General features: G+C 56.4%; 22 protein-coding genes and 1 tRNA gene. 16 read left to right on the top strand and 7 right to left on the bottom strand.

Annotated features, from left to right (window positions below):
* Positions 1-106 precede the first annotated feature (106 nt).
* A tRNA-Arg gene (locus tag AYT24_RS09155) sits at positions 107-179 on the top strand.
* Between the two features lie 94 nt (positions 180-273).
* On the opposite strand, the gene AYT24_RS09150 is transcribed toward AYT24_RS09155, so the two are convergent.
* Entirely contained in the window at positions 274-708 is a 435-nt protein-coding gene (locus AYT24_RS09150) for a cytochrome c (protein WP_164927137.1), read from the bottom strand.
* Between the two features lie 186 nt (positions 709-894).
* On the opposite strand from AYT24_RS09150, the gene mtgA reads away from it, so the two are divergent.
* Positions 895-1,767, top strand: coding sequence for a monofunctional biosynthetic peptidoglycan transglycosylase (gene mtgA, locus AYT24_RS09145; protein WP_010933680.1), 873 nt, complete (start codon positions 895-897; stop codon positions 1,765-1,767).
* A 38-nt stretch (positions 1,768-1,805) separates the two neighbouring features.
* On the opposite strand, the gene rd is transcribed toward mtgA, so the two are convergent.
* The 4 genes from rd to dapF form a co-directional block, all read right to left on the bottom strand.
* Entirely contained in the window at positions 1,806-1,967 is a 162-nt protein-coding gene (gene rd / locus AYT24_RS09140) for a rubredoxin (protein WP_010933679.1), read from the bottom strand.
* Positions 1,968-2,275: 308 nt separating this feature from the next.
* Positions 2,276-3,532, bottom strand: coding sequence for a Glu/Leu/Phe/Val family dehydrogenase (locus AYT24_RS09135; RefSeq protein WP_010933678.1), 1,257 nt, complete (start codon positions 3,530-3,532; stop codon positions 2,276-2,278).
* A 118-nt stretch (positions 3,533-3,650) separates the two neighbouring features.
* Complete coding sequence (gene amrS / locus AYT24_RS09130) at positions 3,651-4,529, bottom strand: AmmeMemoRadiSam system radical SAM enzyme (RefSeq protein WP_226986897.1); 879 nt, start codon at positions 4,527-4,529, stop codon at positions 3,651-3,653.
* 199 nt (positions 4,530-4,728) lie between these two features.
* Positions 4,729-5,523, bottom strand: a complete 795-nt coding sequence (dapF, locus tag AYT24_RS09125; protein WP_164927135.1) for a diaminopimelate epimerase — start codon at positions 5,521-5,523, stop codon at positions 4,729-4,731.
* 347 nt (positions 5,524-5,870) lie between these two features.
* Here dapF and AYT24_RS09120 point away from each other — a divergent pair, with 347 nt between their 5' ends.
* The 5 genes from AYT24_RS09120 (at position 5,871) to AYT24_RS09100 (ending at position 11,870) form a co-directional block, all read left to right on the top strand.
* Positions 5,871-8,066, top strand: a complete 2,196-nt coding sequence (locus AYT24_RS09120) for a photosystem I reaction center subunit IX (protein ID WP_010933675.1) — start codon at positions 5,871-5,873, stop codon at positions 8,064-8,066.
* Positions 8,067-8,154: 88 nt separating this feature from the next.
* Entirely contained in the window at positions 8,155-8,850 is a 696-nt protein-coding gene (locus tag AYT24_RS09115) for an indolepyruvate ferredoxin oxidoreductase subunit alpha (protein ID WP_010933674.1), read from the top strand.
* Between the two features lie 142 nt (positions 8,851-8,992).
* The gene (locus AYT24_RS09110) at positions 8,993-9,721 is read left to right on the top strand and encodes a polyprenol monophosphomannose synthase (RefSeq protein ID WP_010933673.1); all 729 of its coding nucleotides are present in this window, start codon (positions 8,993-8,995) and stop codon (positions 9,719-9,721) included.
* A gap of 117 nt (positions 9,722-9,838) precedes the next feature.
* Positions 9,839-10,744, top strand: coding sequence for a mechanosensitive ion channel family protein (locus AYT24_RS09105; RefSeq protein ID WP_010933671.1), 906 nt, complete (start codon positions 9,839-9,841; stop codon positions 10,742-10,744).
* 295 nt (positions 10,745-11,039) lie between these two features.
* Positions 11,040-11,870, top strand: a complete 831-nt coding sequence (locus AYT24_RS09100) for a 4Fe-4S cluster-binding domain-containing protein (RefSeq protein WP_226986809.1) — start codon at positions 11,040-11,042, stop codon at positions 11,868-11,870.
* Positions 11,871-11,949: 79 nt separating this feature from the next.
* On the opposite strand, the gene bchJ is transcribed toward AYT24_RS09100, so the two are convergent.
* Positions 11,950-12,525 (bottom strand): bacteriochlorophyll 4-vinyl reductase, encoded by a 576-nt coding sequence (bchJ, locus tag AYT24_RS09095; RefSeq protein WP_010933670.1) that lies wholly within the window; start codon positions 12,523-12,525, stop codon positions 11,950-11,952.
* 38 nt (positions 12,526-12,563) lie between these two features.
* On the bottom strand, positions 12,564-14,318 hold the full coding sequence (locus tag AYT24_RS09090; protein WP_010933669.1) for an Ig-like domain-containing protein: 1,755 nt from the start codon (positions 14,316-14,318) through the stop codon (positions 12,564-12,566).
* 123 nt (positions 14,319-14,441) lie between these two features.
* Between AYT24_RS09090 and AYT24_RS09085 the strand changes: the two genes are divergently transcribed.
* The 9 genes from AYT24_RS09085 (at position 14,442) to AYT24_RS09045 (ending at position 24,878) form a co-directional block, all read left to right on the top strand.
* Complete coding sequence (locus tag AYT24_RS09085) at positions 14,442-15,908, top strand: starch synthase (RefSeq protein ID WP_010933668.1); 1,467 nt, start codon at positions 14,442-14,444, stop codon at positions 15,906-15,908.
* Positions 15,909-15,917: 9 nt separating this feature from the next.
* A complete protein-coding gene (locus tag AYT24_RS09080) occupies positions 15,918-16,517 on the top strand; it encodes a D-glycero-alpha-D-manno-heptose-1,7-bisphosphate 7-phosphatase (RefSeq protein WP_010933667.1) in 600 nt (199 codons plus the stop codon).
* An 81-nt stretch (positions 16,518-16,598) separates the two neighbouring features.
* Positions 16,599-17,726, top strand: a complete 1,128-nt coding sequence (gene hemW, locus AYT24_RS09075) for a radical SAM family heme chaperone HemW (RefSeq protein WP_010933666.1) — start codon at positions 16,599-16,601, stop codon at positions 17,724-17,726.
* 39 nt (positions 17,727-17,765) lie between these two features.
* Positions 17,766-20,405, top strand: coding sequence for a glycosyltransferase family 117 protein (locus AYT24_RS09070; RefSeq protein WP_164927134.1), 2,640 nt, complete (start codon positions 17,766-17,768; stop codon positions 20,403-20,405).
* 13 nt (positions 20,406-20,418) lie between these two features.
* The gene (gene lpxA, locus AYT24_RS09065) at positions 20,419-21,213 is read left to right on the top strand and encodes an acyl-ACP--UDP-N-acetylglucosamine O-acyltransferase (RefSeq protein WP_010933664.1); all 795 of its coding nucleotides are present in this window, start codon (positions 20,419-20,421) and stop codon (positions 21,211-21,213) included.
* Positions 21,214-21,225: 12 nt separating this feature from the next.
* Complete coding sequence (locus AYT24_RS09060; protein WP_010933663.1) at positions 21,226-22,236, top strand: ROK family protein; 1,011 nt, start codon at positions 21,226-21,228, stop codon at positions 22,234-22,236.
* Positions 22,229-22,921 carry a ComF family protein gene (locus tag AYT24_RS09055; RefSeq protein ID WP_226986808.1) on the top strand — a complete coding sequence of 231 codons (693 nt, stop codon included), beginning with the start codon at positions 22,229-22,231 and terminating at the stop codon, positions 22,919-22,921. Before AYT24_RS09060 ends, AYT24_RS09055 begins: the two co-directional genes overlap by 8 nt.
* A 6-nt stretch (positions 22,922-22,927) precedes the next feature.
* Positions 22,928-23,674 (top strand): 16S rRNA (uracil(1498)-N(3))-methyltransferase, encoded by a 747-nt coding sequence (locus AYT24_RS09050; protein ID WP_010933661.1) that lies wholly within the window; start codon positions 22,928-22,930, stop codon positions 23,672-23,674.
* A gap of 103 nt (positions 23,675-23,777) precedes the next feature.
* Positions 23,778-24,878 (top strand): AI-2E family transporter, encoded by a 1,101-nt coding sequence (locus AYT24_RS09045; RefSeq protein WP_010933660.1) that lies wholly within the window; start codon positions 23,778-23,780, stop codon positions 24,876-24,878.
* Positions 24,879-24,951: the final 73 nt, after the last annotated feature.

Here is a 24,951-nt window from a genome sequence, read left to right as displayed (position 1 = left end):
TTGCGGACATCGTGGATCAAAAAAGATATGAAAAAAGCCGAGGGCCTCTTTTCAGAGGTTTGTTTCCTGAAAAATAAGTTCGTAGATTTCCGCCCAGAGCAATGATACCCTTGTAGCTCAGTGGATAGAGCAGCAGTTTCCTAAACTGTTGGTCGGCAGTTCGAGTCTGCCCAAGGGTACTCCTCACCACTCATAATGAGGCTGTTCAGGCGGGAGAAAGCAGCAGGGTCGCACCTGCTGCTTTTTTTGTTGGCCGGTTTTGACGGCAATTGCTCAGCGCTGGTAACCGTTTCCCTGTCGTGCGCCACGGCCTGGTCCCCAGTTGCCGCCCGTGTTTTGATCCCAAACCCATGCGGCCACGGCGTTCAGCTCTTCGGCGTTGAGCGGCACCGGTGGCATCAGACCGAAGCGGGTGATCGCCTGCTGGTCGGCAAGCACTTTCTCTTTTGACGGTGACTTTATGAAGTCAGCCATGTATTTAATGCCTTTGGCGCGCGATGAAAAGCGCTGATGGTAGCGGGCGGAGATGGGCAGAATGGGAGGAGCCGATTTTGGCGGTGGGGCGATCGAGTGACAAACGCTGCAATTTTTGTCGAAGACAATCTTACCGTCCACCGCCGCCGAGGCGTTTGCCGGAAGAGTTCCGGTTGACAGCACGCCCATGCCGATGGCAAGGACGACGCCGAACGTTTTGTTTGAGTGTTTCATGGCTTGTACATAATCATGGGTTTCACATACGGGCAACGAAGAGATTCTTTAACCCGTTTAAAGGTAGTTAAAAAAAGGAAAAACCCGCGCCAAAACCCGTTCATGGCGAGAGCCGTTTTTTCCGCGCCCATAAAACCGTATGTTCAGGAAAAGCGCGGCATATCAACTGGAATCGTAGTTATCCCCATGAAATTTCTCAGAAACATCGTTCTGTTTATTCTTCTGTTGCTGGCGGTCGATGTTGGCCGCTATTTCTTTGTGCCCGATGTTTCCCGGCTGGTTCACACCAATCCCGGAAAAACCGCCTTCATGGAGTATCGCGAGGCCGAATGGCGCAGCGAAGGGCGCGATAAAACCATCGAGCAGCGCTGGGTGCCGCTGAAGCGGGTCTCTCCCTCGCTGATAAAGGCGGTGCTCATTTCGGAGGATAACAACTTCTGGCATCATGAGGGGTTCGATTTCGAGGCTATGGAGGGTGCGATTGAAAAGAATATCAAGGCTGGTGAGTTCAAATTTGGAGCCAGCACCATCAGTCAGCAGCTTGCCAAAAACCTGTATCTCTCCCCATCGAAAAATCCTTTGAGAAAGATCAAAGAGGCGATTCTGACCTGGCGGATAGAACAGACGCTGTCAAAGCGACGGATTCTGGAAATCTACGTCAACGTAGCCGAGTGGGGAGACGGGATTTTTGGTATCGAGGCGGCTGCCCGGCACTATTACGGCGTCAGAGCATCACAACTGACGGCCAGCCAGTCGGCGAGGTTGGCGGCGGCACTTCCGAACCCGATTCTCTATCCGCCAACCGGCTCTTCGCGTTTTGTGAAGGCGCGCGCCAAACACATCTACGCCATCATGGTGAGGCGAGGGCTTGTGGTCCCGGATTACAGTGAAGTGATGACCGCTCCCGATGCACCGGTCGTTCAACCGCCGGATTCAATCGTGGTCGGCGTACCGGAACAACTGATCCACCAGGCTTCTCAGCCTGACAGCATCAAGCAGGAATCAACACCGGAACCGGCCGCTGAAGATACGTCTGAAAACACCCAGTCCGGCAAATAAAGGACTTTGCCGGACTGAAGCGTGAAATCGGTAAGGGGTCAGGAAACCGGTTCGAAGAAAGACTTGTCTACGCCGCACACGGGGCAGACCCAGTCTTCCGGAAGATCTTCGAAAGCCGTTCCTGGCTCGATACCGTTTTCCGGATCGCCGTCTGCCGGATCGTATTCATAGCCGCAGGGGACACAAACCCATTTCTGCATAACTTTATCTCCTTTTGGATAAGGTTTAATGGAAACAAAAGCCTTGACGTTCAGACTGATGCCTCATCTTTGGTCATATCATCAATCAATAGTCAAGTAAAGTCTCGAGTGAAATAAAAAGTTCACTTTTTTTGGAGGTGCCGCGGAGGTTTTGGCGCGTTTGAATTCGTTACTATCTTGCCGCTGCTTCGGGCTTTTCCCTGAAGCGAATTCTCAGGGCGGGGTGAAACTCCCCACCGGCGGTATTCCGGTCATGAACGCAAAGTGCCGGACGGCCTGTCCGGCACTTGCAATTCGCATTCTGAGCCTCACACCCAGCCACGCAGCTTCATCGCCTCGGCCACGCGGCGAATCGCCACGATCATGGCTGCTGTGCGGTTATCGACGCTGTACTGCACGGCGGCCTGATGCACGGCTTTGATTGCGGCGGCCATTTTCTTTTCGAGCTGGCGATGTACGACCTCCTCTTCCCAGTACCATCCACTGGCGTTCTGTACCATTTCGAAATAGGAGACGGTTACGCCACCCGCGTTGCAGAGCAGGTCGGGAATGAGATAGACGCCGCGCTCGTGCAAAATTTTGTCAGCTTCCGGGGTGGTCGGACCGTTGGCCAGTTCGGCGACGATTTTCGCCTGGATGTTCCGCGCGTTGCGGCAGGAAATTTCATCTTCAAGGGCCGCCGGTATGAGCACGGTCACATCCAGTTCCAGCAGTCCGGCGTCGGTCAGCGGCGTGGAGCCGGGAAAATCGGCGACCGATCCGTGTTGCTTTTTGTACTCCATGAGGGCTTGATGATCGAATCCATCCGGGTTGTAAATGCTGCCTTTCGAGTCGGAGACGGCCACCACTTTCATGCCGAGCAGCTCGACGGCGAGCTTGTGGGCGAAGGCTCCGGCGTTGCCGAAGCCGTTGATGGCGGCGGGTTTCCCGCGCAGATTGATGCCGAGCATCTTCGCGGCTTCACGGATGCAGATAATGCCTCCCCGCGCCGTCGCGTCGCCGCGCCCGAGCGATCCGCCGAGCGCCAGCGGTTTGCCGGTAATGACGCCGAAATCGTTGTGCCCCTGCATGAAAGAGTATTCGTCAGCCATCCAGGCCATGATCTGTGGCGTGGTGTAAACGTCGGGTGCAGGCACATCCTTTTCGAGGTCGAGCAGGCGGCCGACCTGCCGGATGTAGCTGCGCGACAGCCGTTCGAGTTCGCCGGGCGACATCGTTTTCGGATTGCAGATAACGCCCCCTTTGGCGCCGCCGAGCGGAATGTCCATGACGGCGGTTTTCCAGGTCATCCATGCTGCAAGCGCCCGGACCGTGTCGATAGTTTCGTCGGGATGAAAGCGGATGCCCCCCTTGTTGGGGCCACGTGCGTCGTTGTACTGCACCCTGAAGCCGTGAAAAGCGCGTACCGCTCCGTCGTCCATTTTGACCGGAATGGTGACATGCATTTCCCGCATCGGCCAGCGCAGCAGTTCGAGCACTTCGGCGTCAAGACCGATGATTCCAGCGGCAGCATCGAGCTGGCGGCGGGCGATGTCGAAAGGATTTTCTTTGGTAAGTCCGGCCATTGAGCAGTTGTCAAGCACGAATGGCTCCGTGGCTGGCTGGGGATGATCGTTCGATGACTGCATGAGGGGAGTGTTCGAGAGATTGAAAAAATTTCAGGATTCACGAAAAGTTGTCCGGTCAATCGCGCATCGGTGACGGGGCATGGCATACAGGGCATCGGCCGCCGGTGTCGAATCGCTCTATCCGGTAGTCACCAAAAGGGCTCGCTTTTCTTCCGACCAGTCTGGCGCTGCATTGGTCGCAAAAGGTATCGCTATGTGCGTTGCCCGCATAGATGAATGACAATCCGGCTTTTCGCCCGATCTCAAACGCTTGTTCAATCGACTCAGCCGGAGTTGGCGGAGTGTCCTGCATTTTCCATGAAATCTCCGGATAAAACGGGATGATATGCCAGGGCACCCCGGTTCCGAGGTCGTGCGCGATGAATCCGGCGAGCCGTTCGAGCATGGCTGGATCGCTTGAATGGCCGGGAATGACGAGAGTAGTGATTTCGAGGTGCATGCCGCTTTCCTGAATCAGCCGGAGACTGTCGAGCACCGGATCGAGCCGTGCGCCGCAGACGCGCCGGTAAAATGCGTCGTCCATCGACTGCAGACCAACGTTGATTGCGTCGAGCCAGGGGGTGACAGTTTTGAGGCACAACGGCGACAGGTAGCCGTTGCTGATCCAGATGTTCCGGAGACCTGTCTGCCGCGCAAGTTGCATGACGTCGAGCGCATATTCGGCGAAGATGGTCGGTTCGGTGTAGGTGCAGGAGATCGAGGAGCATCCGGTGTTCATGGCATTGCGGACAATCGCCTCGGGCGTGGCCAGCGGAATCGATTTGTCCTGGCCCATCTGGCTGATCGCCCAGTTCTGGCGGTTGGCGCATTTGAAGTTGCAACCGGGCGTGCCGAACGACCAGGTCATGGTGCCAGGCATGAAATGGTAGAGCGGCTTTTTCTCCACCGGATCGGCGGCCAGCGAGATCGCCCGGCCGTAAGAGAGCGAGACCAGCTGGCCGTCTATGTTTTACCTCACACGGCACAAGCCAGTCCGCCCCGGTCTGATGCGGCAGTAGTGACGGCAGAGGTCGCACTGAAGCACCCCGTCTGGGGCCACATGATAAAAGTTTGCCACATGCATGGTTGACGGAGTCTGTACGTTCAGGCAAGACAGCCTATCCCGCCGCCGACAAACTAACTGTAAGACGGGCTTACAGCGTGATGGTTCCCCGGTAAACTGCTCGGGCTGGGCCTTCAAGGTATATCTCGTCCATCATTTCATTGAATCCCACCATCAGTGTTTCGCCGCTTTTGACCTTTACCCTGACAAGTGACGACGTAACCTTGCCCAGCCGGAAGCTCATCAAGGCTGCGGCTACGGTGCCGGTGCCGCAGGCGAGGGTTTCATCCTCGACGCCTCGCTCGAACGTTCTGATGCTGAGCGCATCCGGAGCGGTGATTTCAAGGAAGTTGACGTTGGTGCCATCAGGGAACAATTCCTTGTTGTGGCGGATGTTTCCGCCTTCGGTCAATACATCGAGCTGGTCAAGGTTGTTGACGTAAGCGATGGCGTGCGGCGAACCGGTATCGACGAAATGGCAGTTCCAAGCACCGGCTTGCAATCCATCCCTGAAATCCGATGGTGGAAGCATGTGCAGTCTGACCGACTCCTCGCCGGTCACTTCAGCTTCGTATGTGCTCGGGCCGGCTTCGAAACGGTAGTGTTTCCCTGTTGGCCGGATGCCGATGAGGTGGGCAAACCAGACAGCGCATCGACCGCCGTTGCCGCACATTGTGCCCGGAAAGCCATCTGCATTATGGTAGTTCATCCTGAAGTCGGCGGTTTCTGAAGTTTCGAGAAGGATCAATCCGTCAGCTCCGATGCCGGTTCTGCGGGTGCACATGGCGCGCACCTGCTCATGGGTCAGGTTAAACAATCCCTGACGGTTGTCGATGACGATGAAGTCGTTGCCAGCTCCCGACATTTTGGTGAAATCGATGTGCATGTCTCTTTTTTTTGAAGGTCAGTTTTCAGTAAAATATTAGTTTTACCCGATATTAACATGGAAAATGAAGTTGTTTGATTTTACTTTTCAAATACTGTTGATTGCGGAGCCAGCGGGCAAAAAACTTTCTTATTAAAGAAATTTTCTTATTTTATTTGCTACTGTTGCAGGGTACCTTTTCTTGAGCCAGACTGCAAAAATGTTTTTTCCGGGAATCTCTCTATGTCAATTGTTCGTCGCCGGTTACCGTGCCGTGACACAGCGTTGACCGCATAGACGGGAAAAAGGTTGCCGGTTTTTTCGGTTTCTTCAACCTGAAAATACGTTCAAACAAAGGAGAACATACAATGGCTGAACAAGTGAAACCCGCAGGGGTCAAGCCGAAGGGGACAGTGCCTCCTCCCAAAGGGAACGCACCAGCTCCGAAGGCAAATGGCGCGCCAGGCGGAGCATCGGTCATTAAAGAACAGGATGCCGCCAAAATGAGACGTTTTCTGTTTCAGCGAACGGAAACACGCTCAACGAAGTGGTACCAGATCTTTGATACCGAAAAGCTCGATGATGAGCAGGTGGTTGGTGGCCATCTTGCCTTGCTCGGTGTTCTGGGCTTCATCATGGGGATCTACTACATCTCGGGAATCCAGGTTTTTCCCTGGGGCGCTCCGGGTTTCCATGACAACTGGTTCTACCTGACCATCAAGCCGAGAATGGTTTCGCTCGGCATCGACACCTACAGCACCAAGACTGCCGACCTCGAGGCTGCTGGTGCAAGGCTTCTCGGATGGGCAGCCTTCCATTTCCTTGTCGGTTCTGTGCTCATTTTTGGAGGATGGCGTCACTGGACGCACAATCTGACGAACCCCTTCACTGGCCGTTGCGGTAACTTCCGCGATTTCCGTTTCCTCGGCAAGTTTGGTGATGTGGTTTTCAACGGCACCAGTGCAAAGTCGTACAAAGAGGCTCTTGGGCCACACGCCGTGTACATGTCGCTTCTCTTCCTTGGCTGGGGAATCGTAATGTGGGCTATTCTCGGTTTCGCTCCGATTCCGGATTTCCAGACGATCAACTCCGAGACCTTCATGTCGTTCGTCTTTGCCGTGATCTTCTTCGCTCTCGGCATTTACTGGTGGAACAACCCTCCGAATGCGGCTATTCACCTCAACGATGACATGAAAGCCGCCTTTTCGGTTCACCTGACCGCTATCGGCTACATCAACATTGCGCTTGGCTGTATTGCTTTCGTGGCTTTCCAGCAGCCGTCATTCGCTCCGTACTACAAGGAACTCGACAAGCTGGTCTTCTACCTCTATGGCGAACCGTTCAATCGTGTCAGCTTCAACTTTGTCGAGCAGGGCGGTAAGGTTATCTCTGGTGCGAAGGAGTTTGCCGACTTCCCTGCCTATGCCATTCTGCCCAAGAGCGGCGAGGCGTTTGGCATGGCAAGGGTTGTCACCAACCTGATTGTCTTCAACCACATTATTTGTGGTGTGCTCTATGTCTTTGCGGGCGTATATCATGGTGGTCAGTATCTCCTCAAGATCCAGCTCAACGGTATGTACAACCAGATCAAGTCGATCTGGATCACCAAGGGGCGTGATCAGGAAGTTCAGGTCAAGATTCTTGGTACCGTCATGGCGCTTTGCTTCGCGACCATGCTTTCGGTTTATGCTGTTATTGTCTGGAACACCATCTGTGAGCTGAACATTTTCGGCACCAACATCACGATGTCGTTCTACTGGCTCAAGCCGCTGCCGATTTTCCAGTGGATGTTCGCCGATCCGAGCATCAATGACTGGGTGATGGCTCACGTTATCACGGCAGGTTCGCTCTTCTCGCTGATCGCTCTGGTTCGTATCGCTTTCTTCGCTCATACCTCTCCGCTGTGGGATGACTTGGGACTGAAGAAGAACTCTTACTCTTTCCCGTGCCTTGGCCCTGTCTATGGTGGTACTTGCGGTGTCTCTATTCAGGACCAGCTCTGGTTCGCCATGCTCTGGGGTATCAAAGGTCTCTCGGCAGTCTGCTGGTACATCGATGGCGCGTGGATCGCGTCGATGATGTACGGTGTGCCTGCTGCTGATGCAAAGGCTTGGGATTCGATTGCCCACCTGCATCATCACTACACATCGGGTATCTTCTACTACTTCTGGACAGAGACCGTGACGATCTTCTCCAGCTCGCACCTCTCGACCATTCTTATGATCGGTCACCTGGTGTGGTTCATCAGCTTTGCTGTGTGGTTCGAGGATCGTGGTTCGCGTCTCGAAGGTGCTGACATCCAGACCCGCACTATCCGCTGGTTGGGCAAGAAGTTCCTTAACAGGGACGTTAACTTCCGATTCCCGGTACTGACCATTTCGGATTCCAAGCTTGCCGGTACCTTCCTGTACTTTGGCGGTACTTTCATGCTCGTCTTCCTGTTCCTTGCCAACGGGTTTTATCAGACCAACTCTCCGTTGCCGCCTCCCGTCAGCCATGCAGCGGTTTCCGGACAGCAGATGCTGGCCCAGCTGGTCGATACGCTGATGAAAATGATTGCGTAACATTTCGGTACGAAGGGGCTTATGCCCCTTCGGCCATCTTGAGCAATAACGTTTACCACGTAAAACAATTTTAGAGAGGGGGGTTTGTATGGCCGAACCTGTTGAAAATAAAAACCAGGCACCAGCTCCGGGAGCGAAAGTTCCGCCGAAAGGCGCTCCGGCGGCTCCGAAAGCCGGAGCACCTGCTGCACCAAAAGGGCCAGTTGCACCGAAGGCAGGAGCACCAGCCGCAAAAACTGGCGCCTCCGCCGCAAAACAAGCAGGGAAGCCAAGGCTTGCTTCGCTGGGGGTGACTCTTGGGCGTTCCGGTGTTCGTCAGGAGTCTGCGCTTCCATATGTCAAGCCGAAAGCGGTGCCGCCTCCGAAACCGGCAGCACCGGCCGCTAAAGGCGCGCCGGCTCCCAAAGGTGCTCCTGCAGCTCCCGCGGCAAAAGCTGCGCCGGGTGCTCCGGTAGCCAAAGCTGCTCCGAAAGCCAAGAAGCATTACTTCATTATCGAGAACCTCTGCGTTGGTTGCGGCTTGTGTCTCGACAAATGTCCGCCAAAGGTCAATGCCATCGGATACAAATTCTATGGCGATGTTCAGGAAGGCGGCTTCAGATGCTATATCGATCAGGCGGCTTGCATTTCCTGCTCGGCATGTTTTTCAGGAGATGAGTGCCCATCTGGCGCACTGATCGAAGTTCTTCCTGACGGCGAAGTGCTTGATTTTTCCTATACGCCTCCGGAAAGGCTTGATTTCGATCTCCGTTTCCTGCACCGTTTCCATCGCGAAGCCAGATAGTCAGGAATCGTATTCCGAAGCCCACAAAAATGAAAAAGCATTGCTTTGCAAAAAGGCAATGCTTTTTTTATTTGATTCAAGTCCAGTTCTGTTAATTCGCAGCAACGTGCAGGATCAGGCAGTACAGGCCAGAAAGAATAAAATGCTCATCGTGAAAACACTGGTCATCATACCGACTTACAACGAAGCGGAAAACATAAGGCCTCTTGTCGAGGATATTCTCGATCGTTATCCGGAGGGGCTAGAGCTTCTCGTTATTGATGACAGTTCTCCGGATGGTACAGCCGGTATTGTCAAGGCGATCATGAAAAATGAGCCGCGCGTCATGCTTTTGTCAAGACCGTCGAAATTGGGGCTTGGCACGGCCTATCTCACGGGGTTTCGCTATGCACTCGAACGTGGGTATGAGCGCGTCATCGAGATGGATGCCGATTTTTCGCATGATCCGGCCTCGATTGCATCTCTGATCAAAGCCATGGATGGCGCGGATATGGTTATTGGATCAAGGTACATGAACAACACGGTCAACGTGGTCAACTGGCCGTTGTCGCGCCTTATCCTTTCCAAGTCAGCCAGTATTTACAGCAGATGGATCACCGGTATGCCGGTATCCGATCCAACCAGCGGGTTCAAATGCATCAGTGCCAAGGCGCTGCGATTCATAGCGCTTGACAGGGTGCGTTCACAAGGCTACTCCTTTCAGATCGAGATCGATTTTCGGGTATGGAAAAAAAACCTCGTTATCCATGAGGTGCCGATCATTTTTGTTGACAGAAGCGTAGGCAAATCGAAAATGACCAGGAAAAATATTGTTGAGGCGGTCTGGATGGTCTGGTGGCTGAAATTCCTTTCGATCATCGGGCGGCTTTGAAGTGGCGAGTGACGTTCGGGGTTGACTTTGGTTGTAGAAAACGCAGATCGATACACAAAATGGTTTCAGTGTTTTCATTGGAACTGACATACATGCTTTCATGCAAACCAAACGGGTATGGAATCAACATCATTGCGTGATCTATCTCACGTAACCGACTGGCTTGTAAGGCCGCTCGTCGTGATCGGTCATGCTGAAATATCGATTGTCAAAATCGTGACCATCATCCTGTCGGTTGCGCTGATCGTCGCTGCTGCGAAGTTTCTGAAGCGGATGCTTGTCGGGCGGCTTCTGGTCTCTTCGGTGCACGATACAGGGACCCGCTCAGCTCTGGCTACCATTCTTCAGTACCTGATCGTTTTTTTTGGTATCCTCATCGTGCTGCAATCGGCGGGGATCGATCTCAGCTCCTTAACCGTGCTGTCGGGTACTATCGGTCTTGGTATCGGTTTCGGATTGCAGAATATCGCCGATAACTTTTTCAGCGGCCTGATCATTTTGCTGGAACGCCCGGTCAAGGTTGGCGACCGCATTCAGGTCGGAGAGATCAACGGGGATGTTGTCAGGATAGCCATCCGCTCAACGACGCTTCTGACCAACGACAATATCAACATCATCATTCCGAATTCGGAATTCGTTTCAAAGCAGGTCATCAACTGGAGCCACAATGACCGGAGTCTCAGGGTGTCGGTGCCTGTCGGAGTTGCCTATGGTTCCGATCCGGAACAGGTTAAGCATGTGCTGCTTGGTGTTGCGGAGAATCACCCCGATATTCTGACCAAGCCTTCTCCAGCGGTGCTTTTTTCCGATTTTGGCAACAGTTCGCTGGATTTTGAACTTCTTGTCTGGACAGAGACACGAATCCAGACGCCACGCTTTCTGCGGAGCGAACTGAACTACAGGATTTTCGATGCCTTCAGGAAGAACGGTATCGAGATTCCCTTCCCGCAGACCGACCTGCATATCAGAAGCAGTGATATCCCGTTGTGGGAACCGCGTGAACGGAAGAACCCAACAGGGTGATGTGTGAGGCTTTCTAGAGCTGTTACCGGCGAGGTTTTGGTATTAAGCGATTTGATTGCTACCATGTAAAAGCGCATAAGTTATAGAAATCATTCATCGAGCGGGCATCACAGAAGGACATCTCCCACTATCTGTTGAGCCTCTCGGTACCTGCTCTCCTCAGTGCACGAGTATCTCTGACCGCATGTGGTTTTTCTCGCGGCCAGTGTTTGCCGATCCGAAATATCCTTTCTGCTCGATTTTCAGCCAAATTCCCAGGTGTCCGCCAACGTGACTTCACGGCTTTTCGCCGGTCATGAGCCTGCTCGCAGCAAAGCGAGAAAGGATATTTTATGCTCTCTTACCAGTCCTACACAGCAAACAATATCCACGAGCTTCCGCAATTCGACTGTATCTCTCTGGAGCAACTTCATGCGATCAAGGTGGTTTCGAGGTTTACCCGTTCAGGGTCAACAGCCATGTCGCCGAAAACCTCATCGACTGGAGCAACATTCCCGACGACCCGATGTTCCGCCTCACCTTTCCGCAGGCTGGAATGCTCTCGGCCGACGACTACACGATGCTCTCCGGCCTGGTAGCATCGAATGCCGATCCCTCGATCATCCGCGAGGAAGCGAGGAAGATTCAGCTTCGGCAGAATCCGAATCCCGCGGGCCAGATGGAGCTGAACACTCCATGGCTCGATGATGAACCCTTTCACGGAATGCAGCACAAGTATCGCGAAAGCGTCCTGTTTTTCCCGCTCGAAGCGCAGGTTTGCCACGCCTATTGCACCTACTGTTTCCGGTGGCCGCAGTTCTCCGGAGTGGAGAACCTGAAATTCGCCAACGACAGCATAGAGCGGCTGGTCGAGTATCTCGAACAGCATCCGGAGGTGAAGGATGTCATTTTTACGGGTGGCGATCCGATGGTGATGAGTACTATGCTTATCAAAAAAATACATGCAACCGCTGCTTGGTGTTTCGACGCTGAAAAACATCCGGATCGGGACCAAGTCGCTCAGCTGGTGGCCGCCCTCGAAGCATTGTGCGAGCGGCAGAAAAAAGATATCGCCTTCAAGCTCGCCTGCTACTGCCGTGCCCGTCAGCAGCGCAATGACTGTTTCGACTGGATCGGCAAGGAGTGAGGCATTTCGTCGAGACGTTCCGATGCGTCGTCGGCGAGGCATCCGGGAGCTTCCCGGTCGCCTTGCTGTCGGAGTATGTTCAGATTTTGCAGAGGTAGTTGCAGCGAATCGCGCTACCCTCCTTGCGGATGTCGGCCTTGATCTCGGTCTTGGGGCTGACCAGCTCGCGCAGCAGGGCGGTGAAGGTGCCGAGGTAGAAGTTGCTCACCACCGGATGCGACGGGAAGGTGACCTTGACCATCACGTTCGGCGACGGCTTCGAGCCGTAACTGAACTCGCCGCTTCCGGCGAAGGTCCAGGCGTTCTTGCTGATGGCGAAGAGGAGTACTTTGAAAGCCAGACCTGCGGGAAGCAGCTTGACGATCGTCTGGAACGGGCCGGGAATGCGAACCTTTAGCAGATACTTCGCGGTACGTTCACCCGACTCCTTGAGGATTCCCGCTGTGGCCGTTTCGCCGAGTTCTTTCTGCAAGGCCGTGACCAGCGCGTGGAATTTGGACTCTTCGACCATCTCCGATGGCAGGTTGTTGATCAGGTAGCCCTGACCAATCTTTTTCAGAAGCTTTTCGGTTTCGTTTTTGCCGTAAGCGGTTTCAAGGGCGCCGACGGTCTGTATGATGGAATTGGGTCCGATTCGTGATGGGCTGCTGCTCATTGAAAAATAAAAAAGTCTGTTTGTGCGTTGATTTCAGGTTACGGCTTCTCTGGCGATTTTGCATCGTCAGGGCCGGATCGTCTGGCCGATGGAATGTCGAGCCGGACATCCTCGGTTGTCCATCCGCCGCGAACGGTAATGGTCAGGGCAGCGAAGGGATCGGATGGCGCGAACGGCGCGACAGAACCGCTGTTCCACCGGGTCATGGGCGAGATCGCGCCCGATGCAGACGGAATGAATCCGGCGATGGTGTACTCACCCGCCGGAAGATCGTGGAAATCGAAACGGAATGTTCCGCTGGCGTCGGTTTTCGCTACCATGCGCCGGGATGCTTCCGAGCCTGTGCGCCGGGCTTCGACGACAACCGCTGGAGCGTTTGCCCTGCCAGAGCCGCTGATTTCTCCATACGCGTCAGGGCCAGCGGTGCTGAAGCGCGATTGCACCAATGCTGTTTTTGACGGTTCGCCGACAAGTCCCTTGAGTATCCCGGGCTTGACCTGTACCAGGTAGTCCTTGCTGTGCTGGAACCCCTGTGATGCCACGATGGCGAACGTTCGGCTGTCGATTCGGGAGATGGTGAACGGTACCGGTATCTGCTGGCCTTTTTCGGACAAAGAAAGCGTTACGGCTGGCTTGACCGATGATTCGACCACCGGCAGGTTGCATTGCAACTCAATCGACGAGCCGGATTCAGGACGGATCGTTTCGGTGATGACGTTGTCCGCTCCATTGGCCGGAACGATACTGACCGAAAGCTCCGGGTAGCGCTCCGTGTGTGCATTGCCGGAAAAGGTCAGCTCCGAGGTCTGACTTTCGGCATCGCCGGGCGAGAACCGGAGGCGGTAAAAGGCCCGATCCTCCATCGGCGCGGTCAGGATGCGGTAGGTAGTATCCTCGCTGCTTCTCGACAGCGAGAAATAGCCAAGCACTGGCAGGCTTGCGCCGGTGGCGGTATTTTCGATCCGTATAGCGGACAGCTCGAAGCTCCGCGCGGGAATGGCGTTTTTGAAGGTGATCTCGATTTCCCGGTTGTTGATGATGCGGCATGATTGCAGTGATCTCGCCGAATAGTCCTCTGGCGCGAAGCGCAACCCGACGCCGGCCATGCCTGTTTGAACCGTTGGCGTAGCGGCGACGGCGAACACTTCCGTTTCGGGATCGAATTGCAGGTTGCCGTTATTATCAGTTATGGCCACGATGCGGTAGCTGCCGGGAGCGAGATATTCGAAACGATACTCACCGGACGGGCCGCTCTGGGCGATATAATCCGGTCTTCTCTCCGGAACGGCGTTTGAGCGTGAAGCATTGTAGGCCATCACCGTGGCGTTCTGCATTGGAGCCAAACGGTTTGTCCATACACGCCCTTCGATCGTCCCCTGATCGATAACGGGGCCGGTTGAAAAGGCGAGCACCCAGCTCCGGTCGAGTTGGTGGTTTCCGTCCAGGCTTTTCAGTGGGGTGCGCAGCGTGAGTGTGTAGGTGCGGTTTTGTTGCAACGGCGAGTATAGCCGGATGTCGGCCTCTTTTCCGTGGATCGACACCTCGTAATCATCGATACGAGGGGCGAAAAAAATCGATTTCGAAAGATCATTCCTGCCGACATAATGGTTGAAGGCGATGCGGATCGTTTGTGGCGATGTATTGACCGACGCGGAGGCCGGAAGCGTGGAGGTTACGCTCAATGGCGAGCGATCAGGCGGGCCGCCTGTTGGGGGGCGGTCAACGGCGCAGGCGCAGAAGAGCAGGGGAATCAGGAGGGCTGCCAGAATTTTCAGGCCGGGAAATTCTTTCAATGACGTGCTCCTTCAGAGTTGAAAGCTGCTAAATTGTTTCTCAGCATGAAAATTCTTAAATTAAAAACTGAAGGTATTCTATGAAAGCGATTTGAGAAAAAAATCAGACAGAGTGTGAGATAGATGGCCAGAAGAAATTTTAAGGTTCTTTATGTCTCTGGCGAGAGTTCTCCTTTTGTAAGGGTCAGTTCTCTGGCCGACTACATGGCATCATTCCCCCAGGCGCTCGAAGAGGAGGGTTTCGAGGCCAGAATCATGATGCCCAAATATGGTATCATCAACGACCGGAAGTTCCGTTTGCATGATGTGCTCAGGCTGTCGGACATTGAAGTCCCTCTCAAGGACAAGACCGACATGCTGCACATAAAGGTTACCGCCCTCCCGTCAAGCAAGATTCAAACCTATTTCCTCTATAACGAGAAATATTTCAAGCGCTACGGGCTTTTCTCCGACATTTCGCTCGGAGGAGACCACAAGGGCAGCGCGGAGCGAATCATCTTTTTCAGCGTCGGCGTCATGGAGACGCTCGTGCGCCTGGGCTGGCAGCCCGACATTATCCACTGCCATGACTGGCACGCCGGTCTGGTGGCGCTGCTCGCCAAGACGCGATACGCCAAACACGACTTCTTCAAAAAGGTGAAGGTTGTGCAGACCATTCATAATGTTTACCGCCAGGGCGTTTTTCCGTCGAAGGCGTTCCAGAAGCATCTCGACCCGGAGGTGTGCGACGCGCTCGACATGGAGGGCGGCGAGGTCAACCTGCTGGCTACCGGCATCAAGCACGCCGATCTGGTCACCACCACCTCGGATCGCTACGCCCGCCAGCTTCTCGATGATCCGGAGCTTTCGTTCGGCATGGACAAGGCGCTGAAGGCGTGCGGCGACCGTTTCCACGGTATTCTCAACGGCATGGACACTCGCCAGTGGAATCCATCCTCGGACAAGCTCATCAAGAAGCGCTACAGCGCCGAACAGCCGGAGATGAAACTCGAGGACAAGAAGGTGCTGCTCGAAGAGGTTGGTCTGCCATTTTCCGAAGAGACGCCGGTTGTCGGCGTGATCGGAAGCTTCGATCAATACCAGGGCGCGGAGATCGTCAAGGCAAGCCTCGCGAAGCTGCTTGAGCTCGACATTCAGCTCATCGTGTTCGGTTCGGGCGACAAGGAGTTCGACCAGGCGCTCAAGGAGACCGCGGAGGAAAACGAGGAGAAGATGGCCTTCCGGCCCGAATTCACTGATGCGTTTTACCACCAGATGATCGCCGGACTTGACATTTTGCTCATGACCTCCCGCATCGAGGCGTGCGGCATGATGCAGATGTTTGCCATGAACTACGGCACCGTGCCGGTTGCCTACGCGGGCGGCGGCATTGTCGATACCATCGAGGAGGTCTCCGGCGACAAGGGTACCGGCTTCATCTTTACCGACTACACGCCCGAGGCGCTGACGGCGAAGTTGCAGGAGGCGCTGGCACTGTTTGCCAACAGGGAGCGCTGGAGCGCGCTCATGCTCGAATGCATGGGGCGCGATTTTTCGTGGAGCACGTCGGCGGGGCAGTATGCCGAGCTCTACCGAAATCTGCTTGGCTGAGGTGGTGCGATGGAGTCTGCGAAGGTGCTTTTTCTTGACCGGGACGGAACGATCAACCGCGACATTGGCCGCTATGTTTCGAGCCGCGAGGAGTTCATCCTGATCGACCGCGCGGACGAGGCCATCGCGATTGCGCGCGAGGCGGGGTTCCGGATCGTGCTCATTACCAACCAGGCGGGTATCGCCCGTGGCATCGTGACACCACAGGATGTCGAAGATGTCAACGACTATCTCAACGAACTGCTGGCGGAGCGCCAGACCTCTTTCGACCGCTGCTACTACTGCCCGGCGCATCCAAACTATCCACATCCCGAGTACGACCGCTTCATCGATCACCGCAAACCCTCGCCCCGCATGGTGGAGCAGGCCATCGCCGACCTGCGCGAGGAGGGCTTCGAGGTGGATCGCAGCGCATCGTTTTTCATCGGCGACAAGCTCATTGATGTCGAGTGCGGCCAGCGGGCCGGGTTGAAAACGATACTCGTCAGAACCGGCCACAACGAGGAGTCGCTCTGCGAGCAGCACCAGATTTTTCCGGATCATGTCGCCGACGATCTCTACCAGGCTGTCACCGGCTACATTTTGGGGCAGCCAACATCAAGGGACTGAAAGGACGAAAAGGACTTCAGGGACAGCAGGGTTTGGAGAATCGGTTTCGGGGTGTTGGAAAAATAATGAGAAAGGCGCCCGATGATTTGCCTGTATTTGCACATTCCTTTCTGCCGGGAGCGTTGCCCTTACTGCGACTTTTTTCTGGTCACGCGGCCCGGCTTCGTCGAGCGCTTTTTCGAGGCGCTTGCCGTTGAGACGGCGGCGAAGGCGGCGCTCTTCGCGGGACAGTCGATCAAGGCGATTCACTTCGGCGGCGGCACGCCTTCTCTGGTTCCGCCCTCCTTCATCGACGGCTGGCTGTCGCAAATCTCCGGTATTGCCCGAATCTCCGCTGAAACCGAAATCACGCTCGAAGCCAATCCCGAGGATCTCTTGCCAGCCTCGCTCGATGCGCTGCAATCGGTCGGCGTCAACCGGCTCTCTATTGGTGTGCAGTCTTTTGCTGACCGCAAGCTCCGGGCGCTCGGACGGGCGCATTCGGCTGCCGACGCCCGCCGTGTTGTTTTGGAAGCGCTCGAACGCTTTCCGTCGGTCAGCATCGATCTGATGTGCGGCGCGGAGGGGGAGATGCTCGCCGAGTGGGAGGGCGACCTTCGTGCGGCGCTCGATCTTTGTCCGCAGCACATCTCGATCTATATGCTCACGCTCGAAGAGAAGACCCGGCTGTGGCGCGATGTGCGGAAAGGTCTCCGTGACCTGCCTGGCGAAGAGGCGCAGGCGGCGATGTACCGGATGGCGGCGGAGTTGCTTGGCAATGCGGGGTACGGCCACTACGAAATTTCCAACTTCGCGCTCGAAGGGCATCACTCGCGCTACAACCTCGCGAGCTGGATGCGCGAGCCGTACCTCGGTTTCGGCCCGGCGGCACACAGCTTTCTTGTCGATGGCGACGCCGAGACGCGCTTCTCGAACGTGAGCAGCCTGACGCGCTACCTCACTGATCCTGTCGGCGCGGTCGATTTTCGCGAGGTGTTGACCGAAGCGCAGCGCTTCGACGAAGAGGTTTTTCTCTCCCTGAGAATCCGCAAACCGCTGTCTGTTGGGTTTTTGCGAAAAGGGCATAAATTAGGGCATCAGCATCTCGATGACATCCTTGTTACGCTACAGGAAAAAGGGTGGATCGGTGTCAAAAAGGGCACGGTGACGCTGACCGAAGAAGGCTTTCTTTTTGCCGATCATGTGGCCGCCGAACTGCTTTCGGAGTGAATGCCCGGCTGATACGAATTGTCTAACAACCAGTCCCGAATGACTCACAGAAACGCGAACCGGATCATCGCCGCCGGAATATTTCTGGTTGCCGAAGCGGTCTATCTCTCGACGATGGCCCCGACCTTTTCGTTTTGGGACTGCGGGGAGGTGATTGCCACCTCGTACACTCTCGGTATTCCGCATCCGCCCGGCGCTCCGCTCTACCTTCTGGTCGGGCACCTCTTTTCGCTGCTTCCTTTTTTCCAGGATATCGGTGCGCGCCTCAACTTCTTCAGCACGCTGATCAGCTCGACGACCATCATGCTGACCTACCTGATTATTGTCCGGCTGATTGCGCTCTACCGCGACTCGAAGCCGGACGGCTGGAGTCTGCACGAACAGATCGCTGCTTACGGAGGCGGGGTGGTGGGTGCTCTGGCGCTCGCCTTTTCCGACAGCTTCTGGTTCAACGCCACGGAAACCGGTCTCTGGGCGGCATCGTCACTGCTGACGGCCACCATCTTCTGGATGATGCTTTGCTGGTATGACGAAGACCCCGCGCCCGGCAGCGAGCGGTGGCTGCTCGGCGTGATGTACCTGATCGGCCTCTCTATCGGCGTGCACCTGCTCTGCCTGCTGGCGCTCTTCGCGCTGGTGCTGATCTACTATTTTAAGAAATATACCGTCGATCTGAAATCGTTCAGCCTGATGACGCTTTTCAGCCTCGGGCTGTTTTTTCTGATATACAAGCTGATCATCAAGGGCATACCGGTGCTGCTTGTCACCACCTCCTGGTGGGGCATGAGCCTGCTTGTTGCGGCGCTGGCATCCGGCATCTGGTACAGCCATAAGAAGCGGCTCGTACTGCTGAACCTTGGGCTGTTCTCGGTAGTGCTGCTTATTCTCGGTTATACCTCCTACATGCTGATTTTTGTTCGTGCCCATGCCGGTCCGCCGATCAACGAGAATAACCCCTCGACGCTCCAGGCCTTTTTCTCCTACGTCAATCGCGAGCAGTACGGCGAGTGGCCACTGTGGCCGAGGCGCTGGTCGCCTGAGCCGGTCTATCAGTACTTCTATCAGAAATATTCGAGCGAGTGGGACTACTTCTGGCGCTACCAGCTCAACCAGATGTATCTCCGCTATTTCGGATGGCAGTTTATTGGCCGTTCCGCTGATGTCGAGGGGGCGGTTGTCGACTGGGGAAAGCTTTGGGGGATCCCTTTCCTCGTGGGGCTTTTCGGCGCGGGTGCCCATTTTCGCAAAAACTGGAAGATGGCGCTGCCTGTGGCCACGCTTTTCCTCATGACCGGTGTGATCCTCGTGCTTTACCTCAACCAGCCCGAACCGCAGCCGCGCGAGCGCGACTACAGCTACGTCGGCAGCTTTTTTGCCTTCGCTCTTTGGATTGGCATCGGTGTCGAGCGGCTCTTTACCTGGTTTTCCGGCAGGCTCAAGTCGCTCGATCCGAAGCAGCTCGTCTGGCTTGCCGTGGCGGTGGTGGCATCCGGCTTGCTCTCGATCAACGGGCGGATGCTCATGGCCAACTATCGCACGCATGACCGCTCCGGCAATTACGTGCCGTGGGACTGGGCCTGGAATATGTTGCAGAGTTGCGAGAAGGATGCCATCCTCTTTACCAACGGCGATAACGACACCTTTCCACTCTGGTATCTTCAGGAGGTGGAACGCATCCGTACCGACGTGCGGGTAGTCAATCTCAGTCTGGCCAATACCGGCTGGTACCTGCTGCAACTCAAGCACGATAGCCCGCGTGGCGCAAAGCCGGTCAACATCGAAATGCGTGACGATGACCTCGCCAACATCTCGTACGTGCCGGTCGATTCGGTCAACGTGGCCGTACCTGCAGGGATGGAGGCTCGAAAGCTCTACGACGACGCCCGGCGCTCTGGCGTCGCTCTGCCGGGCGCGCCCTCCGATTCGCTGCGCTGGACGCTGAAGCCCGCCCTGACCTACCAGGGCCAGGGATTCCTCCGCCCGCAGGACATCGCCGTTTATGCCATCGTGGTGGACAATTTCGGCAAGCGTCCGATCTACTTCGCGCTGACCGTCGATCCTGCCGAGATGACCGGTCTCGACCGCAATCTGCGTCTCGACGGGCTGGTGTATCGCCTCGTGCCACTGAAAAGCGATTCGGCGTTGAGCTTCGCTGACCCTGGCACGCTGTACGGCAATCTGTTTAACGTCTATCGTTATCGCAACACCGGTAATCTTGCGGTCCACATCGATGAAACCTCCCGGAACCTGCTCGGCAACTATCCGCCACTGTTCGCCCGTCTGGCCATCACCCTCTCTGCATCGCCGGAACAGGCGGTGATGGTCCCGGATGCTTCCGGTGCTTACAAAACTGTGCGCAGGGGAGAGCTCGCCCTCGAAGTGCTCGACCGCTATACCCGGCTGTTTCCGCTGAGCCGTTATCCGGTTACGCCAAAGCTTGCCGGATCGGTGGTTGCTATGTATGCGGCAGGCGGTGCAAACGAAAAAGCATATCCGTATATTCATTATCTTGAAACACTGGCTGCCCAAAGCGGCGCGGAGCAGGAACCCGATCTGTACTTCACTCTGGCCCAGACGTACCGTGCGGTGGGCAGGGTTCACGAGGCGGATCGGATCATGAAAGAACTGGAAACGGCGCTCCCTGAACTGCGGAAGCGCCTGGATTCACTCAAGCAATAGTCTCTATTTTTCAATGCGCAATATTCACGCAACAGCGGTCATCGGCTCCGGAGCCGTGCTTGGCGAAGGGGTCGAAATCGGGCCTTACACCGTGATCGAAGATGATGTCGTCATCGGCGACAGGACGGTCATCGGGCCTCATGTTCACATCGCCGACGGGGCGCGCATCGGCAATGAGTGCCGGATTTCGACCGGCGCGGTGCTTGCGACCGCACCACAGGATCTCAAGTACGCCGGGGAGAAGACCTATCTTCACATCGGCGACCGTACAGTCATCCGCGAGTGTGTGACCCTGAACCGCGGCACCAAGGCCAGTGGCAAGACCGTGGTTGGTTCCGACAATCTCATCATGGCTTACGTCCACGCGGGGCATGACTGCGTGATCGGCAACCATGTGGTGATCGCCAACTCGGTGCAGTTTGGCGGCCACTGCCATGTGGGCGATTACGTGGTGGTGGGCGGTCTGGCCGGAGTGCACCAGYTCGTCAGGATTGGGCGGTACGCGATGGTTGGCGGCATCTCCCGCGCGGCGCTTGATGTCCCACCCTTTGTCATGGCTGGTGGGCATGCCTCGTTCCGGTACGAAGGACTCAATGTCATTGGCCTGAAACGGCGTGGTTTTACCTCCGAACAACTCGGCAACATCCGGGACGCCTACCGCATTATTTTCCAGTCGGGCCTGTTGCTCTCCAAAGCGCTCGAAGCGGTGCGCAACGATCTTCCGCAAACGCCGGAGGTGGTTGAAATCCTCGACTTCTTCGCCTCGGGAGTGTACAATCGGAAGTTTCTCAAGCCCTTCAATTCATAAGCAGTGACGGATATGCCATCATGGGGGCTAGGCATCGATCTCGGCGGGACGAACATCAAGATAGCGGTCGTCGATGAGTTGAAAGGGATTCTCTTCGAGGATACCCAGCCGACCGATGTACCTTCCGGTCCCGATGGCGTCGTGCGGCAACTGGCGTTCATGGCCAGCGAACTCTACCAGCGCGCCACGGAAACGCTCGATGCCGGCGAGTTCGCCGGAATCGGCCTCGGTGCTCCGGGCGCGGTCGATGCCGAGAAGGGCACCCTCTCCTATCCGCCGAACCTGCCCGGCTGGGGGCGCGTGGCTTTGCGCGACGAGCTCCGGCTCCGCCTCGAAGAGGCGCACAGTCTTTCGTCGCCGGTCATTATCGAGAACGACGCCAACGCAGCCGCCTACGGCGAGGCGATCTTCGGCGGCGGCAACGCCTTCCGCGACTTCATGCTCGTGACGCTCGGCACCGGCGTGGGCGGCGGCATCATTCTCGATCGCAAGCTCTATCGCGGCCCGACCGGCACGGCGGGGGAGATCGGCTTCATGATCGTCGATTTCGAGGGCGAAAGCGTTCACGCGGGCATCCGGGGCACCATCGAAGGGTTGATCGGCAAGGAGCGCATCGTCGAAATGGCGTGCAGCGAACAGATCGGGGCGGAGCGGTCGCCGCGCCTCGCGGAGCTGTGCAACCGCGATTTTTCCCGCCTCTCTCCCCGCCACCTCGAACAGGCGGCCCGGGAGGGGGACGCCGCCGCCCTGCGCACCTGGGAGCGGATCGGCACCATTCTCGGTGTCGGGCTGGCCAACATCACCGCCCTGATGGATATTCGCAAGTTCGTGATCGGCGGAGGTATCGCTGCCGCTGGCGAGCTGATCTTCAAGCCGGCCATGATGCAACTGCATCGCTCGACCCTGCCCTCGATGCACGATGGGCTGGAGATCGTTCCAGCCCGGCTCGGCAACAAGGCCGGGATCTACGGCGCGGCAGCGCTCTGTTTCAACGCCGCAAAACCTCCCGCAAGCGATGCTTGACGGACTGGTGCATCTGCTCTTTCCCGAGGTCTGCATTCTCTGCCAGAAGCCGCTCGGTGAGGGCGAGGAGCACATCTGCGCCGGATGCTTCAATGATTTCAACCCGTTTCCGTCCGTACTTGCCGGAGGCGCGGCACTCAAAAGCACGGTGCGTGCGCACTTTGGCGAGAAGGCGGTTCCAGCGGCGGCATGGTGCCTCTACCCTTACCGCAGCCGCGGCAGTCTGCACGAGGCGATGCATGCTATGAAATATGGCGGACTGTTTCCCTTGGGTGAACTGTTCGGTAAGCGGCTCGGGGAGCTTATCTGTCAGGGGGGTGTGCCGGTCGGGTTCGATGCGATCGTGCCGGTGCCACTGCACCATCTCAAGCGCATCGAGCGCACGTACAACCAGGCCGAAGCGCTTGCCCGCGGCATGGCTGGTCTGATCGGCCTGCCCGTTGCGACACGGAGTCTTGAGCGTTGTGTCTATACTGGCACGCAGACCGGGCTTGGCCTGGAGGCGCGGCGCGAAAACATGGCGGGAGCCTTCCGCCCGGGCCGCGAACGCTGCCCCGCGCGGGTGCTGCTGGTCGATGACGTACTCACGACCGGCGCGACAATGGTGTCGGCGGCAAAGGTGCTGAAAGCCGCCGGCGCGGTCGAGGTGGCTTTTGCGACCGTTGCCCTCACCGAAAAGGAGTAGCCGGAGATGGATCTTTTTTACGTTTTGCCGCACCAGCTCGATCTTGAACATGCCTGGGCGATCATCGACGGTGAAGAGTTCCACCATCTCGCCCGCGTGTTGCGCTGCCAGCCGGGCGATGTCGTCCCGATTACAGACGGCGCGGGCTTTGCTGCGGAGCTGATGGTCGGGTCAATCGGCAAGCACTCGCTCGATGGCGCGATCTGCAACCCGCGCACGGTGCCGCCGCCGAAAACGCAGGTCACTGTGGCGTTGTCGCTCCTGAAGTCGCCGCAGCGCTTCGATCTTTTCCTCGAAAAGGCGACTGAACTCGGCGCTGCCCGCATCGTGCCAATGATCACGAAGCGCACCGTTTCGACGCCCGATTCCGGAAAGGTTGGGCGCAAGCTCGAACGGTGGCGCGGCATCGTGCAGTCGGCAGCCCGCCAGAGCCGCCGGTACCATCTTCCCGAACTTATGAGTCCACTCACCTTCCGGGAGGCGCTTGTTCTCGACGGATATGATCTGCGCCTGATTGCTCACGAAAGCGAGAATGCATTTCCTTCTTTCGAGCCAGCCGGGAAAAAGATACTCTTTCTCGTTGGTGGCGAGGGGGGCTTTACCGACGCCGAAGTCGCAGATGCTGTCGAGGCCGGATTCACGCCACTCTCCTTCGGCGAATCGGTGCTGCGGGCCGAGACCGCTGGAATCTTCGCAGTTGCCCTTGTCCGGGCCAGGCTGCTGGCAGAGGCCGATCCCGCAAAGCGTCTCTGATCCAGGCCCGTTGCGGTCGAATCACTTTTTGCAGTGATGCGGCGAGCAGGTTAAATTGAGGGAGCTTTTGCAACGATGGATGCCCCTTATTGCCATGGTACGGATGAACACACCGCAATTCAACAAGATCGCCGTGCTTGTCGCGACGCTCCTGATCTCTGCGCTCTTTCTGACGATGATCAGGCAGTTTCTGGTGACGATTCTGCTGGCCGGAATTTTTACCGGGCTGGCCTATCCGCTTTTCAGCCGGTTTATTACGCTGACCCGGGGCCACCGGAGCCTGAGCGCTTCGATGACCCTCGTCATCTTTTTCATGATGGTTTTTCTCCCGCTGCTGGCAGTGTTTACCGTGGTGATTCTGCAAGCGGTTTCCCTGAGCAGCACGGCCATTCCGCTGATTCGCGAACAGCTTCGCGATCCGGAAGGGTTCCTGCGGATGCTCTCCAGCCTGCCTTTTTACAAGGATATCGAGAGCTATAGCGACCTGATTCTTGAAAAAGCCGCCGAAATTCTCGGCAATCTCGGTTCATCGGTTCTCAGCAGTTTTTCGGCGATCACCTGGACGGCGATCTATGATCTTGTGCTTTTTATCATTTTCTGGTACACCATGTTTTTTTTGCTCAGGGACGGGCATGAGCTTCTGGAGCGCATCAAGTATTACCTTCCCCTGAACGAGAGTGATCAGAGGCGCCTGTTCGACCGTTTCGTGTCGGTTACAAGAGCCTCGCTGAAAGGCTCACTCATCATCGCCGTTATTCAGGGCACTCTGGCCGGTCTTGCTTTTTATGTGGCCGGGATCAACCAGGCGGTGTTTTGGGGAGCGATCATGGCGATGCTGTCGCTGTTGCCGCTCATCGGTTCGCCCATTATCTGGGTTCCGGCAGTCATTATCCTGGCTTTGTCGGGCAACTATGCGCAGGCGATTGGCCTTTTTCTTTTTTGCAGCATCATCGTTGGCCAGATCGACAATGTGCTCCGTCCGATTCTGGTTGGGCGTGACACCAGTATGCACGAGCTGTTCATTTTTTTCGGCACGCTAGGCGGCATCGGCATGTTCGGTCTGCCCGGCTTCATTATCGGTCCGGTTGTGGCAGCGCTCTTTGTGACGGTGTGGGATATTTACGGCGAGACCTTCAACGAGTCGCTGATCGAACGGCGTTCGGGCGGAGGGCAGGCGGCGGGAAGCGATGGATCGGCACCCTGAGATTGTGACAAGGGAGCGTGTGAATAAAACGAAAAAGAGCGGCCCGATGATGAATTCAGGCCGCTCTTTTTTT

Source organism: Chlorobaculum tepidum TLS (genome assembly GCF_000006985.1).
In the GTDB taxonomy this organism is placed as follows: Bacteria; Bacteroidota; Chlorobiia; order Chlorobiales; family Chlorobiaceae; genus Chlorobaculum; species Chlorobaculum tepidum.
Note: the sequence above shows the minus strand (reverse complement) of the source record. Positions and strands in the feature narration are given on the sequence as shown.

Coding starts and splice junctions, on each gene's coding strand:
- AYT24_RS09060 (WP_010933663.1), top strand. CDS start 21,226: ATGCCATCATGGGGGCTAGGCATCGATCTCGGCGGGACGAACATCAAG.
- AYT24_RS09055 (WP_226986808.1), top strand. CDS start 22,229: ATGCTTGACGGACTGGTGCATCTGCTCTTTCCCGAGGTCTGCATTCTC.
- AYT24_RS09050 (WP_010933661.1), top strand. CDS start 22,928: ATGGATCTTTTTTACGTTTTGCCGCACCAGCTCGATCTTGAACATGCC.
- rd (WP_010933679.1), bottom strand. CDS start 1,967: ATGCAGAAATGGGTTTGTGTCCCCTGCGGCTATGAATACGATCCGGCA.
- AYT24_RS09120 (WP_010933675.1), top strand. CDS start 5,871: ATGGCTGAACAAGTGAAACCCGCAGGGGTCAAGCCGAAGGGGACAGTG.
- AYT24_RS09045 (WP_010933660.1), top strand. CDS start 23,778: ATGAACACACCGCAATTCAACAAGATCGCCGTGCTTGTCGCGACGCTC.
- AYT24_RS09070 (WP_164927134.1), top strand. CDS start 17,766: ATGACTCACAGAAACGCGAACCGGATCATCGCCGCCGGAATATTTCTG.
- AYT24_RS09110 (WP_010933673.1), top strand. CDS start 8,993: ATGCTCATCGTGAAAACACTGGTCATCATACCGACTTACAACGAAGCG.
- AYT24_RS09100 (WP_226986809.1), top strand. CDS start 11,040: ATGAGCCTGCTCGCAGCAAAGCGAGAAAGGATATTTTATGCTCTCTTA.
- AYT24_RS09080 (WP_010933667.1), top strand. CDS start 15,918: ATGGAGTCTGCGAAGGTGCTTTTTCTTGACCGGGACGGAACGATCAAC.
- dapF (WP_164927135.1), bottom strand. CDS start 5,523: ATGCACATCGATTTCACCAAAATGTCGGGAGCTGGCAACGACTTCATC.
- AYT24_RS09085 (WP_010933668.1), top strand. CDS start 14,442: ATGGCCAGAAGAAATTTTAAGGTTCTTTATGTCTCTGGCGAGAGTTCT.
- bchJ (WP_010933670.1), bottom strand. CDS start 12,525: ATGAGCAGCAGCCCATCACGAATCGGACCCAATTCCATCATACAGACC.
- AYT24_RS09135 (WP_010933678.1), bottom strand. CDS start 3,532: ATGGCCGGACTTACCAAAGAAAATCCTTTCGACATCGCCCGCCGCCAG.
- mtgA (WP_010933680.1), top strand. CDS start 895: ATGAAATTTCTCAGAAACATCGTTCTGTTTATTCTTCTGTTGCTGGCG.
- AYT24_RS09150 (WP_164927137.1), bottom strand. CDS start 708: ATGAAACACTCAAACAAAACGTTCGGCGTCGTCCTTGCCATCGGCATG.
- AYT24_RS09105 (WP_010933671.1), top strand. CDS start 9,839: ATGGAATCAACATCATTGCGTGATCTATCTCACGTAACCGACTGGCTT.
- AYT24_RS09115 (WP_010933674.1), top strand. CDS start 8,155: ATGGCCGAACCTGTTGAAAATAAAAACCAGGCACCAGCTCCGGGAGCG.
- hemW (WP_010933666.1), top strand. CDS start 16,599: ATGATTTGCCTGTATTTGCACATTCCTTTCTGCCGGGAGCGTTGCCCT.